The sequence below is a fragment of the Falsiruegeria litorea R37 genome, assembly GCF_900172225.1.
In the GTDB taxonomy this organism is placed as follows: Bacteria; Pseudomonadota; Alphaproteobacteria; order Rhodobacterales; family Rhodobacteraceae; genus Falsiruegeria; species Falsiruegeria litorea.
In genome coordinates this window covers 183,790-198,361 of the sequence record NZ_FWFO01000005.1, presented here as the reverse complement: position 1 = coordinate 198,361, position 14,572 = coordinate 183,790, and the positions used below count along the sequence as shown (strand labels likewise).

Sequence of the window (14,572 nt, the reverse complement as noted above, 5' to 3'; positions counted from 1 at the left end):
TGACCGAAGACAAGAATGTCGGACCATCTTCGGCACATCCGATTTCTGTCGGTGGAACCTTGAGCGTATCAGATCCTGACGGCACCGCATCGAACCACTTCCGCTACTCCGTTTGGGGGGAAAACGCAGTATCCGATCCTTTTGGCGGAAGCCTTCACATGGACCGCTATGGAAACTGGCACTATGCGGTGGACAACTCTAATGCAGCCGTTCAACGTTTAGCCGCCGGTGAAGAAGGCCATGCCACATATCGGGTGAGCTCCGCCGACGGCACGCCCCATCAGATCAGGATCACGATCCACGGAACCAACGATGCGCCGGTTCTGACGGCATCGACGGCTTCGGCGACCGAGGATGGCGCGAAGGCGTCGGGCCGCATGTCGGCAACCGAAGTCGATAGCAGCGACACGCTCACCTATACCCTTGGCGGTGCGCAGCCGCCGGGATTTGACCTGAAGTCCGACGGAAGCTGGACGTTCGATCCGACCGACGCGGCCTATCAGCATCTGTCAGCGACCGATACGCAGCAGATCACGATCCCCGTGACCGTAACCGACAGCGCGCATGCAACAGATACGCAGAACCTTGTCATCACCATTCACGGCACCAACGACGCCGCGCGGTTCGCCGGAGCAACAACCGGCGATGTGACCGAAGACAACGTGCAATTCTCGGCCGGCAGGATTTCCACGGGGTGGAACAATGCCGATGTCACGGATGTGGACGGCGCCGGAGAAGAAAAAATCGTCGGGGCGGAAATCAATGGCGTGTTTCAGGCTATTCCCGCCGATTTCGGATCCTATCTGCAAGGCGCGCATGGCACCTTCCAGACGACGCACAGCGCGGACGGCCACGACAAGTGGCGCTACTACGCCGACAACTCCAACCCGCTGATCCAAGGACTTAAAGACGGCGAGCAGCTTACAGATTCCGTCACCTTTGTCACCGCCGACGGAACCCGCGTTCCGGTCAACGTGACGATCCACGGGCACGAAGACAGCGTGATCATCGACACGCCCGATGCGCCGACCGCGCCCATGGCATCGGTCGTCGAAGATACGCGCATGACGGCCAGCGGGCAATTGCTTGCGCATGATGCAGATACCAAAGACAGTGTCAGTTTCGTGGCGCAGACAACCCATACGGCCTATGGCACGTTTACCTCGGACGCGGCGGGACACTGGAGCTACAGGCTTGATCCCCATGCCGCGGACCACCTGGCCGGCGGCAGCGTTTTCGGCGGCGAGACGTTCATGATAACCGCGCGCTCGACTGACGGTTCGGTTTCAACCCAAAGGGTGCAGATCACCATCGCCGGCACTGACGATGCGGCGGTTGTTACGGGAACCCATACCGGCGCGGTGACCGAGGACACAGCGCTCACGACCGGCGGGAAGCTTGACATAACGGATATCGATTCCGGTCAGCCCGTCTTCACAGCCGGGACGCAGACCGGCAGCTTTGGCGCGCTGACCATCGGTGCGGATGGCACCTGGAGTTACGCACTGGACAACACCCGGCCGGATGTTCAGGCGATGACCACGGGAGACACGCATACCGAACAGTTCTTTGTCACGGCAACCGACCCGTCTGGCGGCACGACCCGGCAGGCGATCACCGTCACCATCAACGGCACCGACGACCGCGCAGTGATCGCCGGGACCAGCGCTGGCACGGTGACCGAGGACAGCCATGTCTCGTCCTCGGGCCTGCTGACCACTGGCGGACAGCTGACCATCTCCGACCCCGATCTCGCAGGCTTCCAGGAGGCCTTCCAGAGCCAGACTGGCGCAGCCGGCACCTATGGCAGCTTTACCGTTGCGCCGGACGGGACCTGGAGCTACGCCGCCGACAACAGCCAGGGCGCGGTGCAGGCGCTCGGCCCGGGCCAGACGCTGACCGATACATTCCAGGTCACCTCTGACGACGGAACCACGCATGCCGTCTCGGTCACCCTCAACGGCACGAATGACGCGCCGGTCCTGACGGCGGCAACGGCCTCGGCGACGGAAGACGGCCAGTCCGTGACGGGCCAGATGTCGGCCACGGATGTTGATACCGGCGATACGCTCAGCTTTGCCCCGGCCAACCCCGTGCCCGGCTTCACCCTGGGCACCGACGGCTCCTGGAGCTTCGATCCCACGGATGCGGCCTACCAGCACCTCGCCGCGGGCGCGACGCAACAGGTCACCATCCCCGTCACCGTCACCGACAAGGCCGGCGCCACCGACACCGAAAATCTCGTCATCACCGTCACCGGCACCAATGACGGCCCGGTGGTGCAACCGGGGGATCTGGGTGCAACTCAACCTGGAGCGGGCAGGACACTGTCAACCAGCGACCTGCTCTCGGTGGTGCATGCGACCGATGTGGACAGTGGCGACCAGCTATCGATTTCGGATGTTCAGGTCGATCCGCAGTTCGGAAGTTTCCATCAATCTGGCGGAAACTGGGTCTTCACGCCGGCCGCTGGCACCAGTCACAAAGACGTTCCGGTAACGATCTCGGTCACTGACGGACATACAACCAGCTCGACCACGGCAACACTGGACGTTACCGCGGCTGCTACGCCCCCAACCGCGACGCAGGTACATGGTTCGGGAACGACGCACCTCTCCGGAACCCTTACCGGAGGGGTCGGGGGATGGGCGATCGACAACGGTCATGGTCAGAGTACCCTGTCTCTTCAGGGTCAGTACGGAACGTTGACAATCAACCCGCAAACCGGCCATTTCGACTATCACTACCAAGCGCAATCCGCGGTGATCAAACAGGGTGGTAGCGGAGCGACGTCTGGGCGTCACACCGACACGTTCCATATTCTCCAGCATGGCACACATACTTCGGACGCGGATGTACAGGTCAACATCAATGTTCAAAGCGTTCACGGAAACAGTGGGCATCATGTGGATCACACGACCTTGATGGGCATAGACATCGTGCCTGTCGCGCCCACGCAGCACGATGCTCCAGATGACGCCGCGCCGACCTTCGAGGTTACGCTCGACTCTGGTTCCCAGGACCTGACAGCCGACGCACTCGGATTGAGCGACTTGGATGGCGCATCCGTTGCAGCAAGAGCGGACAGCGCCGACGCCCCCGATTTTCACGAAGGCAAGGGTCCCGAGGTTCCCGACGAGCATCTGGGCGAAAGTGTCCACTCTCCTCACGATAGCGACCTGGTGAACCCCTATCTTGACGCGATTGGGGCGAACCAGCAGTCCGACACTGCGACACCCTCACAAGATTACGATCACGCTAACCCTTACATTACTGCTCTTGGGGTCGATGCATCCATGTCGACTGACGCCCCTGTGGTGGATCCAACTACGCTGGATGATCCGGTGAATGCAGAAGTTCCTGGCTCGGACGCAGCGAGCGATCACGCGGAGGCCGACCTTCCACCGGATGACCCAATTGTTCCATTGCCGGAAGATGACGACCCATCGACCAACTCGGGTTAGATGGAAGCCATCCAGTGAAGGCCGCGGTTGCTGAGGATGCATGTTTCAGAGCGTCGTTATGCTGGCGATTTCTGGCTCCGCTTGAAGCCGGCGCAGAGATGACTGGCCTTTCAAAGGGTTTTTGGGGGTCGCCGCCTGTCGGTTTCGTTCCAGCGTTTTTCACGGGTCGCCTCCATCTCCTGGAGAGCGTCGGCGATGATTGCCATGAGCGGCCATGCAAAGCCCTTGCAGAGACTGAAGGGCCTGGTGTCCTCCACCTCCAATGCCGGTTCACCGCCGCGGAACGGAGTAGAGAGTGTAGCTGTTGGTCTGCGTGACCATCGAGGCCGAGGTTTCGGACATCAATGTCGCTGCCGCAGCGCTCCCGGTCGAGCATGTGACGAGGTCTGCCGCATCATCCAGGAACTCGACCGTGAAGGCGGACTCGCCGGTGAGTTTGCAGTCGTCATCAGTGGAACGGTAGCCTCGCACAAAGACCAGTTCAGGATCCGGCTCGCTGATCCCACCCCTCGCCGTCGGCTCACTGCAACCGGTGATCATGCCGACACAGAGCAGCAAGCCGGCAGTGATCGGGGCGCTCACGCGCTTGCTTGCGATAATCGACGACACGGATCGGTCCGCGGAGGAAACGCGATGCGTGAGAGGGTTTTTCATTTGGGGTTCCTCCAGTTCTTGATAATCCTGACGACAAGGGCGCCAACCAGCGCAACGACTCCGGAGAGGACGAAAAACCAGCCAAGGGCCAGCAGGTGGAACGGCTCCTGTAGGATGCCATCCTCATCGATATATGATCCCTGCGCGGCGTATCCCGCCCAAAGCGCAAGGCCCAGCAATACAAGAGAGATGACCGTCAGCTTGCTCATGTCCGTACGCTCCGTCCTACGCCGCGCGGAGGAGTGCAAAACGCTTCAGGGCGGTCGATCGATCTTTCCACGCGTCACTCCCACTCGGCGGCAGTCGTTCGCCATTGTTTCTCGTCGCTGTCCCATATGCTGGCGGTCACACAAGGTGTCGGGTTGATGCCGTCACATTGCGAGCCGTGGACATCCGCCAGAAGAACCCGGTTCGGCCCGAGATCTGCCAGGCCCCATCCCTGGTTGAACAGGGAATGGAGGACATCTTCCACGAGGAAATGCGACATGCATCCACCGGTGCCGCAGTAAAGCGATGCGGCCGTCGAACAGGAGAAGCCGCGCTCGTTCAGCACCCAGTCTTGGGTCAGGTCGCCGTCCAGATCGACCCGGTCAACGGCCCCCCATTCGAGGTGGAAGGTGCCGTCTTCGAAATCGCCGCAAGCCTGCCGGGCCCTCTCGACTTTCTCCTGCAGATGTTCGGGCAGATCCGACACATCGGCGGACGATGCCGGCGAAATCAGAGCAAGCCAGGATGCGGCGCAAACCCCGAGAAACTTCAAGGATTTGGCTGCTTCCCTTTGCGGCTCCACGTCACGCCGGGGCATCAGTTGCACTTGTCATACCGGTAATCCCCATACTCCAGCCAGTCATCGCCACCATCACTGAACACCAGCGCCTCCGATCGATCCTCGCCAAGGAGCGCGACGACGAACCCCTGCGGTGCTTCTGTATTGCCAAAGAAACTGTAGGCTGTCATCGCGCGGGTCACCTCGCCATTCACAGGCAGCAAGGCATCCCATTCGCCATCCGGGGTGTCGAGGATCACGTATTCGATCTGGCGTTTGATCCCACCGCCACCGCAATAAACAACGCCCTCTGGTGCCTCATACTGCGTTGAGGTTGAAGTGGATGCGCTCCCTCCACACGCGGCACGAAGCTTTTTGATCGCCGAACCGGAGCCCTTCAGGTCGAAAATTCCATAAGTGACGTCCTGATCGAACATGGACAGGTTGACCGAGGCATTTGCCGCAAGTTGTTCCAGCACAAAGCTATAATCTTCAGCATTTTTGAAGGCCACTTCGACGGGATAATTGTCTACGATTTGCAGGTCAGCGTTCTCGCGTCCTGCCTGGAAAGACCCTGCTTCGGTCGTTCCATTTTCCATAAAGCGAATTGATATACCCTGTTTCGCAACGATATCCTGACTGTCTTCATAGCCAGCAGGCACAAAACGAATACGATCACATTGCAGTTCCAATGTCGAGTTACTGGTCTGAACGAAGGCGTTGGGTGTTGGGGTGGAACTGTAAGCCCATTCGGCGGAGGCCGCATTTGCCGTCGTTAAGGTTAGCGCCAGAGTGCCCACGGCGATCATGATATAGTGCTTCATCTTGCCTCCTTAGAGAACTGATATTGGGATTTCTGAAAGCCGGGAAATCGGTCGGCGATTGTGGAGAGCCGGTTGACCGGCTCTCCTTTGGGGAAAGTGGTTAACCTTCACCGAGATAGAATACTGTCTTGGCATTTCCTGCCAGGTCGGTTTCACAAACCCAAGGCTGTTCAGCTTCGGGAACTTTCATCAGGACGCTGTATCCGTCTTCCAGTTTGGTCACATCAGATACGCTGGACCCTGAAACACCCACAACTTCATTCGTTTTGGCGACACAGTTAAGTTCAGCCGCCGCTGTGCTTCCCATCGATTGAACCGCCTGTTCATCACAAGCAGTCACCAAGACAAGGGCTGCACCTGCCAATAGAGCGCCATACTTCTTCATTTTTTCTCTCCTTTATTGAGTTTAGTGGCGCCGCAGGTTATTCAACGTCTTCTGTTCTTTGTCTGAAGTTATGCTGGTGGACCGTATACATTCGTTCCGCTTTCGGATGGCCGGGTCAACCACCAGATCATCAACACCGACAGGATCAGCTGTAGAATGGACACTACCAAAATTCCTGTTCCTCCCAACAATGCTGCTGGACCTCTAAGCGCCTCTGGATCATTAACACCCTGTTCCAGAACCGAAAATGCCACAACACCTGTCATCAGCATAACCATGGTTGCAATGCTAAGAGCCATGGGAAGCAGCAAATACCATCCAGGCCTACCGGTATCATGCAAGCGTCTCCACCCAGCAGCCAGCATAGGGATCACAACACCAAGCTGGAACACGCTGGAGAACACGCGTCTGCCTTCACCGGCTTCAGGATTGGAACCAAAAAGAAGGCTGTCAACAACAGCCAAGAGCGCACTCGTTACAACGACGAAAAGCACAAACCACCAGTACTCCGGTCGTGTTGCGCGCCCTGAAAACACAAGGTACTTTCTAAAACATGTCTTGATCGCGTCGCTAAAATCCATCTGCTCCCCCGTGGAGTTAGTTAATTTCACATGTGTTAATATTTATAGCAGCGCGTGAGCAAAGCAAAAGTAAAGAGCTTTAGGGGGGTGTGGTAGTTGCATGAACTCAAGAACCTGCGCCTGGTGCCTTGACACAAGACAAGTTGTGGCCCCTCCAAACCGTGCCCCCATCTACTGACCCCTACAGTCTGAATTGCGCGGACAGCGTCCCTTCAAAACACAAAAACCAACGGCATCTCTTTCAGCGTTGATGTTAGCCGTAGTCAATGCATCGATTGACCGTGTCAGATCAACCCAACGTTGCCAAAAAACATAGATTGCGGCATTTGAGTGCAAGAAGGGAAGCAGACGTTTGCTGCAATTTCTAACAGATCAAGAAACAGCGTGAAAAGTCGTCATTCACATCGCCACAATCGGGATATCCAGTGGACTAGACTTGTCGTGGACAAGAACCTTGAGCTCGCCTTTACCAACCCAATCGACGAAATCCATTCGGTGGGGAAGATTGACAAGACGGTTTACGCGCGGCGTGCTATGGGTATTAGCTAAATCAATGAGCAACTTTCCTTGGATCATTCTTGGCGTGTTCGTGGGCGTTTGCGCAGCCCTGTTAATAATGAAAGAGCGCGCCCATTGGTTGGCATCGCTTGAGTTTGAACTCTATCCGCCACCTGTACCGACCTCGATACTTGCGACAGTACGAGAAGCGGAAAGAAGATCATATGAAGAACGGTCAATAGTTCGCCAGCTGGCAGAAGAGGCACAGGATGTTCTTGTATTTACCTCACCCGAAATCGCATACAAAATGGATTTTTCAGTAGGCCGATACCGCATCAAAGCCCAAACCGTCGAGGCAATTTTGCCTTGGGCAGTCGAGAACAATTTCGTCGTCCTCAGAACAACCAGTGCAAAAAGCTTTTCGCATGCATTGGCGTATTTCTCAGAACAGCCCGGGCTAAATGACTGGCAAGCGGCAACTTACCTCGAGTGGTTGAAGAAAAGTCACCCCCTGATGGCGAGTACTCCGTGGTCAGAGATAGCAGCCAATCCAGAGCTCGTGGCAAAGCTTTACTCCGGCTACATGGGAGCAGGTGGAGACTGGGATTTATGGAGAGAGAACCTGACTCCAGGGCCGATTGCTGTTCAGCGACTAGGATTGAAGTAAGGGCAGCGGCGCAGTACATAGCGGGTTAGTCTAGACTAGAGACTTTCGACACCGCTTTGGTGCGCCAAACTGGGCATCAAAAACCCATTGGCAAGTTTTCACGATAGGAGGCCTATTGATGCCTTGGAAACGAAGTGTTGGAACTGCCATCGCCATCACGACCGCTGGGGTCGCTTTCTGGGTCGGCTCGGAATTCCAGAAAGCGGCGTATCTCGACCAGTGCCTTGATCTGGGCGGCGGCCAGAATCCCGGCGACCACCCGATATGCGTGGTTGAAAAGGCCGCGGCACCCCTTCATCTTGGAGAGATCGTGATAGCGGCACAGGGGGTTGTCGGCGGTGAAATGCGCGAAGATCCGGACGGCCAGTGGTTGGTCGAATTGAGGTTGGCACCCGACGTTGCCGCGGCGCTGGCGGCATTCAGCAAGGCCTCTGTTGGCGGCACACTCGACATTCGGGTGGATGGAATCCTGGTGCGCTCGGTCAACATCGCCGAGGGTATTGTGGGCGACCGCTTCGTCCTTGCATTGGCCAGGGACAAAGCCGGGTCACTCGCCCAAGGCCTCGGGCTGGACGGACTCTAGCGTGATTACGCGCAGGCGTGCTGTCTGGTCCCGGGGCGAACCTCCCCGAACGATGTGGAAAACCGCTTGTCTCGAATCGGGACGCATTGCAGGCTGAGTGAAAATCGCTCGGGTGTTTGGCTCGGAAATGTTGTGAATCCGGTTTTCCAGAAAGGAAGCACATGCGCCACTTGGCCTTCTTCACTTACATATCTCTACTCGCAACTCCCCTGCTTGCTGGCTAGGCGATTGCCATGTCCGATGCAGACAACGCCTGTATCGACCAGCTCAGGACTGTTGGCGGGCCGGATGGTGCGTCCGGCACCGTGTTGAGCTCGGAGTTCTCCGAAGCCGGAACCCTCGTGATGCTGAAGGACGGCGGCGGGACGATCTGGCGCTGCATTGCCTACAAGGATGGCGCAATCGGCGAGTTGTCGGTCGTGGAGGGTGCTGACGATGGCGGCGGCGCGATGGCGGGATCGGGGGCGTCCAAGCCGACGACAGACACCCAGCGTGTGCGCTTTGATGCCGGGACCACGGGCGCGGAGATCTCTGCTTCGCTCGCGCCGGGCAGTTCTACGCGCTACGTGCTTGGCGCGCAGGACGGCCAGTTCCTCTATGTCCGCGTAGCACCACGGAGCGGAAGCCTCGGCTACCTGATCTACAATCCCGATGGCTCGGCGCTGCTCGACTTCATGACGCCGGACAAGGAATATCGCGGCCAGCTCTGGCAATCCGGCGATCACGTCATCGAGGTGGTCAACAATGGCAGCTCCGAGGCAAGCTACAACGTGATCTTCGGGATCGAGTGACCGGCGGCCATGAACCGAGCCTGCAGGATCATCGTCGGGTTGTTTCTGGCGGCCTATTTGCTGGCTCTGTTCGTGTTCCTTGTTGGCACCTTTGGATGGTTCGGCGCAGCGCGAGATCCACTCTCGGGAGTCTTCCTGATCCCGCTCGGGCTGCCCTGGAACCTGCTGATCGAGCGCTTTCCCGAGCCGTTCTGGGCCTGGCTTGCGGCGGCGGCGCCGGCTCTCAACCTCGTCCTGTTGCGGCTGGTCTGTGGACGGATGGGGCGGCGGACCTAAGTGACTGACAACAAAAACAAGGAACGGAACATGGGAAAGACAGGGATTGCAATCATCAGCCTCGTCGTCGGCCTTGGGGTCGGTGGCTGGGGCGGCCTCAGCCTCGGAGGCGGCGCGATGATGGGCGTCGGCGTGGCGACGGGGTTGTCCTCTGGCATCTGCGCCACCGTTCAGGCCGCGCAGGAAGAGGGGTTGCTCACCGCGGAGCATGTGGACCAGGTGCTCAACCGCGCCGCCCAGAATGTTTCGGGCAAGACGGAACTGCCCGAAGGCGAGCAGATCATCGGCAGTGCCGATCAATGCGCCGAGTTCATGCAGAAGCTGCAGGACGGTAGCTGATTGAGCGATTGGCCGTGGGTTCGCGACGATACTCCACTTTGGATCTGCGGCCCCAAAACAGGCAGAGACGCCTGGATTGTACACAAAAAACGAAGGAGGGATTTCCATGAAACTCAACACTCTCGGCCTGGTCGCCGCGATCTGCGCCTTGGCCGCCTGTCAGGACACCGGCGGTGATACCGCGATGCCGACGGTCGGCAGCGACAGCAACCTGATGGCTTTCGAAGGCGCAAAGGCCGGCCAGGCCGAGATGGGCATCCAGAGCCTCGGCTATGAGCTGATCCGGACCGAGGGCCTGACGGCCTATTGGTTCAACCGTTCCACGGGGGCCTGCGCCGAGATCGTAACATCGGATGGCCGTTATTCTTCGGTAAAGATGCTGCCTTCCGGAGATTGCTGATCTGAGCGCGTCCGGCTCCTCGGGGGCCGGACCAAGACAAACGACCCTTTCAGGAGACCAGAATGGACCTCGATCTTTCCCGCATCATCGTGACGGTGTTGGTCATCTTCGTCACGGTTATGGCCGTGGAGCGAACCAGCTTCGCGAAGACTGCAAGTCGCCCCAAACGCGCGCTGATCGCCTGCATTATCGTCTTTGTGGTTATGTTAGTGCTAAATATGATCTGGCCCGAGCCCGTGACAACCGGCTAAGCCGCCTCAGGCGTCGTTCTTTTCGTGCGCCGCTGAGGTTATCTGACAAGATCCAGCCGTTTCAGAACTGCCTTTCTGGACCTGATCTCTGCCGGGAGGCTTTTCGGGTCGATTGGGGTAAGAAATTCAGCCCCCTCATAGGCGGTCACCGAACCTAGCTCGCCGTTCTCGAACTCCAGAACGGTGAAACTGTGCCCGCTGCGGGTGCTGTCACCGATCAGCACGCGCGGTCCGCCGCCAAGGCAGGCCTGCGAGATATAGGCCACACCGTCCTTCCAGCCGGGATAGTAGGCGTGGTGGTGTCCCGACAGGTGCAGATCGACGCCCAGATCGTGATAAAGCGCCTCCAGCGCCGGATCACCGATGATCTCGCGTTCGCGTTTCTGGGCGAAGGGCCAGAGCGGCAGGTGGCTGAAAGTGACGGTCGGCTCGCTTCCCTTCACTACCTTGCTCAGACGCGCCATCTGATCTCCCCGCAGGGGGCCCAGCGTCGTGGCGTCCAGCGAAGCGAAGCGCACGCCCTCCATCTCGAATGCGTAGAAGAACGGGTAATCGGCGCCGTCGAGGAACCGCAGGTCCGGTTTCCGGGCGCGCCATTCCTCGCCAAAGATCTTTCGTTCGCCCTCGAAACCGCCATAGGCGGAGGCGTCGTGATTGCCCGGCGTGACAGCCAGCGGGATGCCGGCCTGCGCCAGCGGATCGCTGACCACGCGATGGAAACCCGCCCACATGGCGCGCACCTCGCCCGCGCCGAGGACGGGCTTGCGCTGGCCTGCCACCATATCTCCGGTCGAGATCACGAGATCCGGCTTCATCTCGATGATCCGCTGGATCGCGACGGGAACGCGATTGGAATAGCTTGTCGAGCCGTAGGAGCCATTGAGATCGGAGATCACGACGACCCGCAGAGCAGCGGCCGGCCCCGCGAGGAGCGACAGGCAGACAAGGACCGCCCAGAAGGCGCTACGCCCCATCGCAAGCCACCTCTGCCGCATCAACCGCACCGGTCACGAAATACGTCTCGGGATCGAGGTCGAATGTCAGCTTTCCTGCCGTGCAGGTGCTTCGGAGAATACCGGCGGCAAATGCGGTGTTCTTGACGACCTGCGCAATCTGTCCGTCATCAAGCCCGACACGCGTCGCCACCCACTGATAGATTGGCCCCTGCGCCTGAAGATCGGCGTCGAGCGCCATCAGCTTCCGGTAGGTCTCCGGCCCGAAATGGCGCAGCTTTTCCAGCATCTGCGTGCTCTTGGCGAAGTTGGCATATTGCACCCGCCCGCCCGCATCATTGTCGTTGAGATTGGTGCGGCGCATTAGCACCGCCTCGGGCGGCACAGACCCGTCACCGCGCTCGTGATGCTTGGCCTTCTTCGACTTCAGCTTTCCGTTCTCTGCCCAATAGTAATAGGGCGTGAAGTCGATATTGCCGACGCGATCCTGCTGGCTGAAGATGAAGTCGAGCAGGATAATCTCGCTCAACTCCTTCATCCAGAACACCATCTGTTGCGGCGTGCCATCCTCGCCCAGGTCCCGCGCGATCTGGCGGTCCTTGAGACCTTCGCGCAGACCTTCGGCAATCGCCTCCTCCAGCGGTTTGTCGGATCGAAGCGCGATGAAGGCCGGGGTCTGCTGGAAATCCTCGTTCTGCCCCTTGCCCCAACCGGATTTGCGCGTGCCGTTGATCTCCGAGCCATAGCGGTGACCGGGGCTCGACAGCAGCACGCCGTAGATCTGGCTGCGGTCAGAGGTGAACAATTCATCCGTGGGGCGATAGCTGCCCGGGTCGCGATCCGCCGCCGCGAATGCCCGCCATCCTTCATGGTTCATCCGACCTCCCGACCGGCCGCCGGACAGCGACAGGCCCGGATCTGCCACCTCGCTCTGGTGCATCTTGGCATCCATGCTGCGCCAGACCACGACGGGCACTTTCACCGTTGCGTCGAAATACCGAGAGAAATGGTAATAAAGCAGTGAAGAGGGTGCAAAGGTGCCACTCGTGCCCTTGGCGTTCATGGTCGATTTGAATTTGGCCAGGTTATCGGCGGCTAGCGACTTGGCCGACTTGCCTTCCTTGCAGGCATTGCGTTCGAATTCCGCGCGGTTTCCCGCATACCGTCCCTCGCTCACGTCATAGACCATCATGCCTGGGCTGGTGCTCCAGGTCTTGGGGCACAGGGCGACGGAGGCGTCGTAGAAATCGATGCCGCAATAGTCGGCTTCGTCCTTGGCATCGCCCTTGCTGTAGAACCCGCCGGGGATCGGCGCGATCCGCACGCATTTCTCCTCTACCCCGTTCGGGCTGGTGAAAAGTGTTGCTTCCCCGATGACTTCATCCGAAGCATGAGACATCCCGGTTGTCACCATGAACGCCGCAACCGTTGCGAAAAAACTCTCTTTCATGCCGGAAACTCCTATTGCGGACAGATCGCGGCCTGCTCGGCGCTGGTGATCTGCAATGACGGATCAAGCTTGAACTTGGCAAAATGCTTGTCGATCCAGTTCGCGCAACCGCCGGAGCAATCGGCGCCATTGCGCGTGTCGTCCCAGTACTTCTTTGCCCGTTCCTCGCTCCAACCGCAGAACTGCACCAACGCCATGGCCGACACCGCGCCGGAGGAATGCACGCCCCACATGCAATGTACCAACACCGGACCGGCGCCAAGGTTTTTGATGCTGGCGTGGATCTGACGCATGATGTCGGCGGTACTGGTAGAGCGTCCACCTTGGTAGTCGAGGCTTCGGGCGCCGCATTGCGTGGTGCCGTATTTGGTATGCTTGCCAAAATCAATGTAGCGCGCGCCAGAGAAACCGGCCTCGCAGAGTGCCTCGCGTTGGGCGCTGCTCAGGCCCGTGCGGCCTTTGTCTCCGCCGTGAAAGCCGGATCGGTACAACACGCCGGACATGACCGGACGGAAAAAGGCAAGCCCGTCAGTCGGTCCGCTGGAACGAGCGATCATCTGCTTGCTGCTCGGGCCTCCATCGCGCGCGGTATAATCGGAAGCATCTGCCGCAAACGCTGTGACCGTGGCCACAACAAAAGTGGCAAGCAATGACAGGCAACGACGGGCAAAGTGGAAGCGGGCTGACATCATCATGTTCCTGATTTTCCGGTTCGGTTCATGCACGTTATGGTAACCTCTAATGCCTTTAGGTCCAGAATTTTCCCGGGGATCGGGGTGGGTTTCGCTATTGCCCGGCGCCGTCCCGCAGGATCTCGTAGGTGAATAGGCGCGATGCCTTGCCATTATCGTTCACGATGTAAAGGCGCTCGGAACGTGCATCATGGGCGACCCCCTCGGCATGCGGAACTTCGCGCGGCTTATCTCCGTCAAGCCATCCGAGAGCATAACTTCGGGTCGGAGAACTTCCACTGGGGTCGAAAAGGAACAGTCTTTCGGCCCGGTCGCTGACGATCCAGAGGCATCCGGTCGGCGCATCCAGCGTCAAGCCAGACACATCGAGGTGGCGATCCGACTGGTCATCATCGACGAAACCGAGTGCAGGCGTCAGTTCCCTTACCCGCAGAATTTCGGTCAGATCCATGGACAGCTCCAGAAGAAGCCGTGGGCGCTTCTCCTTGAGCAGGTAGACCCGGTCACGCTCCGAGTCGATGGCGATTCCTTCGAGACCGTCATTGGAATCAGAGGTCTTTAAGATTTTTCGGATAAGTTTATAGCCCAGCATGTCATCCAGCAAGACCAACTCCGGCTCGCCCGACCGGGGGCCGATCACCAAGATACCGGCAGCGCTCTCGCTCACAGCGAGGATACGGTTTCCGACGGGGTCAAACACGACACCTTCAAGTTCTTTGACCTCGACAATTGCATCGGGCGGTGTTTCGAGCCGACCATCGAGATTGAGCATGAACAGCGCCGACGTGTCGTCGCTGACGCTCAGGAATTGATCGGCCTCCTCTGCCAATGAAAGTCCGGAGGGTTCGGAAAACCCCGACGCTTTGTCCGCAATCCGACCGCTTTTCAGAAATCTTACGGAAGGATGGCCACAACCGGCCAGTGCCGCCGAAGCGACCCCGGTCAGGAGCATCAAAATCAACCAAAATCGTATTGCCGAGAAGATCATCGCGAAGACG

18 protein-coding genes are annotated in these 14,572 nt (G+C 58.9%); 8 read left to right on the top strand and 10 right to left on the bottom strand.

Annotation, left to right across the window (positions count from 1 at the left end; all coding sequences use genetic code 11):
* Nucleotides 1–59: 59 nt before the first annotated feature.
* On the top strand, nt 60–3,464 hold the full coding sequence (locus tag TRL7639_RS20825) for a VCBS domain-containing protein (RefSeq protein WP_165759865.1): 3,405 nt from the start codon (nt 60–62) through the stop codon (nt 3,462–3,464).
* Nucleotides 3,465–3,734: 270 nt separating this feature from the next.
* On the opposite strand, the gene TRL7639_RS20820 is transcribed toward TRL7639_RS20825, so the two are convergent.
* The 6 genes from TRL7639_RS20820 to TRL7639_RS20795 form a co-directional block, all read right to left on the bottom strand.
* The gene (locus TRL7639_RS20820; RefSeq protein WP_085797823.1) at nt 3,735–4,118 is read right to left on the bottom strand and encodes a hypothetical protein; all 384 of its coding nucleotides are present in this window, start codon (nt 4,116–4,118) and stop codon (nt 3,735–3,737) included.
* Nucleotides 4,115–4,327, bottom strand: coding sequence for a DUF3955 domain-containing protein (locus TRL7639_RS20815; RefSeq protein WP_085797822.1), 213 nt, complete (start codon nt 4,325–4,327; stop codon nt 4,115–4,117). The genes TRL7639_RS20820 and TRL7639_RS20815 overlap by 4 nt, the downstream gene beginning before the upstream one ends.
* Before the next feature lie 74 nt (nt 4,328–4,401).
* Nucleotides 4,402–4,923: a hypothetical protein gene (locus tag TRL7639_RS20810; protein ID WP_085797821.1), complete on the bottom strand. Its 522-nt coding sequence runs from the start codon at nt 4,921–4,923 to the stop codon at nt 4,402–4,404.
* Nucleotides 4,923–5,708, bottom strand: coding sequence for a hypothetical protein (locus TRL7639_RS20805; protein ID WP_235820473.1), 786 nt, complete (start codon nt 5,706–5,708; stop codon nt 4,923–4,925). Before TRL7639_RS20805 ends, TRL7639_RS20810 begins: the two co-directional genes overlap by 1 nt.
* 100 nt (nt 5,709–5,808) lie before the next feature.
* Nucleotides 5,809–6,093: a hypothetical protein gene (locus TRL7639_RS20800; protein WP_085797820.1), complete on the bottom strand. Its 285-nt coding sequence runs from the start codon at nt 6,091–6,093 to the stop codon at nt 5,809–5,811.
* A gap of 68 nt (nt 6,094–6,161) precedes the next feature.
* Nucleotides 6,162–6,674: a DUF805 domain-containing protein gene (locus tag TRL7639_RS20795; RefSeq protein ID WP_085797819.1), complete on the bottom strand. Its 513-nt coding sequence runs from the start codon at nt 6,672–6,674 to the stop codon at nt 6,162–6,164.
* A gap of 553 nt (nt 6,675–7,227) precedes the next feature.
* Here TRL7639_RS20795 and TRL7639_RS22925 point away from each other — a divergent pair.
* The 7 genes from TRL7639_RS22925 (at nt 7,228) to TRL7639_RS20760 (ending at nt 10,479) form a co-directional block, all read left to right on the top strand.
* Nucleotides 7,228–7,839, top strand: a complete 612-nt coding sequence (locus tag TRL7639_RS22925) for a hypothetical protein (protein ID WP_133057685.1) — start codon at nt 7,228–7,230, stop codon at nt 7,837–7,839.
* A gap of 118 nt (nt 7,840–7,957) precedes the next feature.
* Complete coding sequence (locus tag TRL7639_RS20785) at nt 7,958–8,422, top strand: hypothetical protein (protein WP_085797817.1); 465 nt, start codon at nt 7,958–7,960, stop codon at nt 8,420–8,422.
* 233 nt (nt 8,423–8,655) lie between these two features.
* On the top strand, nt 8,656–9,213 hold the full coding sequence (locus tag TRL7639_RS20780) for a hypothetical protein (protein ID WP_085797816.1): 558 nt from the start codon (nt 8,656–8,658) through the stop codon (nt 9,211–9,213).
* 9 nt (nt 9,214–9,222) lie between these two features.
* A complete protein-coding gene (locus tag TRL7639_RS20775) occupies nt 9,223–9,489 on the top strand; it encodes a hypothetical protein (RefSeq protein ID WP_085797815.1) in 267 nt (88 codons plus the stop codon).
* The gene (locus tag TRL7639_RS20770) at nt 9,490–9,828 is read left to right on the top strand and encodes a hypothetical protein (RefSeq protein ID WP_085797814.1); all 339 of its coding nucleotides are present in this window, start codon (nt 9,490–9,492) and stop codon (nt 9,826–9,828) included. It begins immediately after the preceding gene.
* A 106-nt stretch (nt 9,829–9,934) separates the two neighbouring features.
* Nucleotides 9,935–10,228 (top strand): hypothetical protein, encoded by a 294-nt coding sequence (locus TRL7639_RS20765; protein ID WP_085797813.1) that lies wholly within the window; start codon nt 9,935–9,937, stop codon nt 10,226–10,228.
* 62 nt (nt 10,229–10,290) lie between these two features.
* A complete protein-coding gene (locus TRL7639_RS20760; protein WP_085797812.1) occupies nt 10,291–10,479 on the top strand; it encodes a hypothetical protein in 189 nt (62 codons plus the stop codon).
* 38 nt (nt 10,480–10,517) lie between these two features.
* On the opposite strand, the gene TRL7639_RS20755 is transcribed toward TRL7639_RS20760, so the two are convergent.
* From TRL7639_RS20755 to TRL7639_RS20740, 4 genes are all read right to left on the bottom strand, one after another.
* Nucleotides 10,518–11,453 carry a metallophosphoesterase family protein gene (locus tag TRL7639_RS20755; RefSeq protein ID WP_165759864.1) on the bottom strand — a complete coding sequence of 312 codons (936 nt, stop codon included), beginning with the start codon at nt 11,451–11,453 and terminating at the stop codon, nt 10,518–10,520.
* Complete coding sequence (locus tag TRL7639_RS20750) at nt 11,443–12,882, bottom strand: hypothetical protein (RefSeq protein WP_085797810.1); 1,440 nt, start codon at nt 12,880–12,882, stop codon at nt 11,443–11,445. The genes TRL7639_RS20755 and TRL7639_RS20750 overlap by 11 nt, the downstream gene beginning before the upstream one ends.
* An 11-nt stretch (nt 12,883–12,893) precedes the next feature.
* Nucleotides 12,894–13,571: a protein-tyrosine phosphatase family protein gene (locus TRL7639_RS20745; protein ID WP_165759863.1), complete on the bottom strand. Its 678-nt coding sequence runs from the start codon at nt 13,569–13,571 to the stop codon at nt 12,894–12,896.
* A gap of 97 nt (nt 13,572–13,668) precedes the next feature.
* Nucleotides 13,669–14,562 (bottom strand): SdiA-regulated domain-containing protein, encoded by an 894-nt coding sequence (locus TRL7639_RS20740; protein WP_165759862.1) that lies wholly within the window; start codon nt 14,560–14,562, stop codon nt 13,669–13,671.
* Nucleotides 14,563–14,572: the final 10 nt, after the last annotated feature.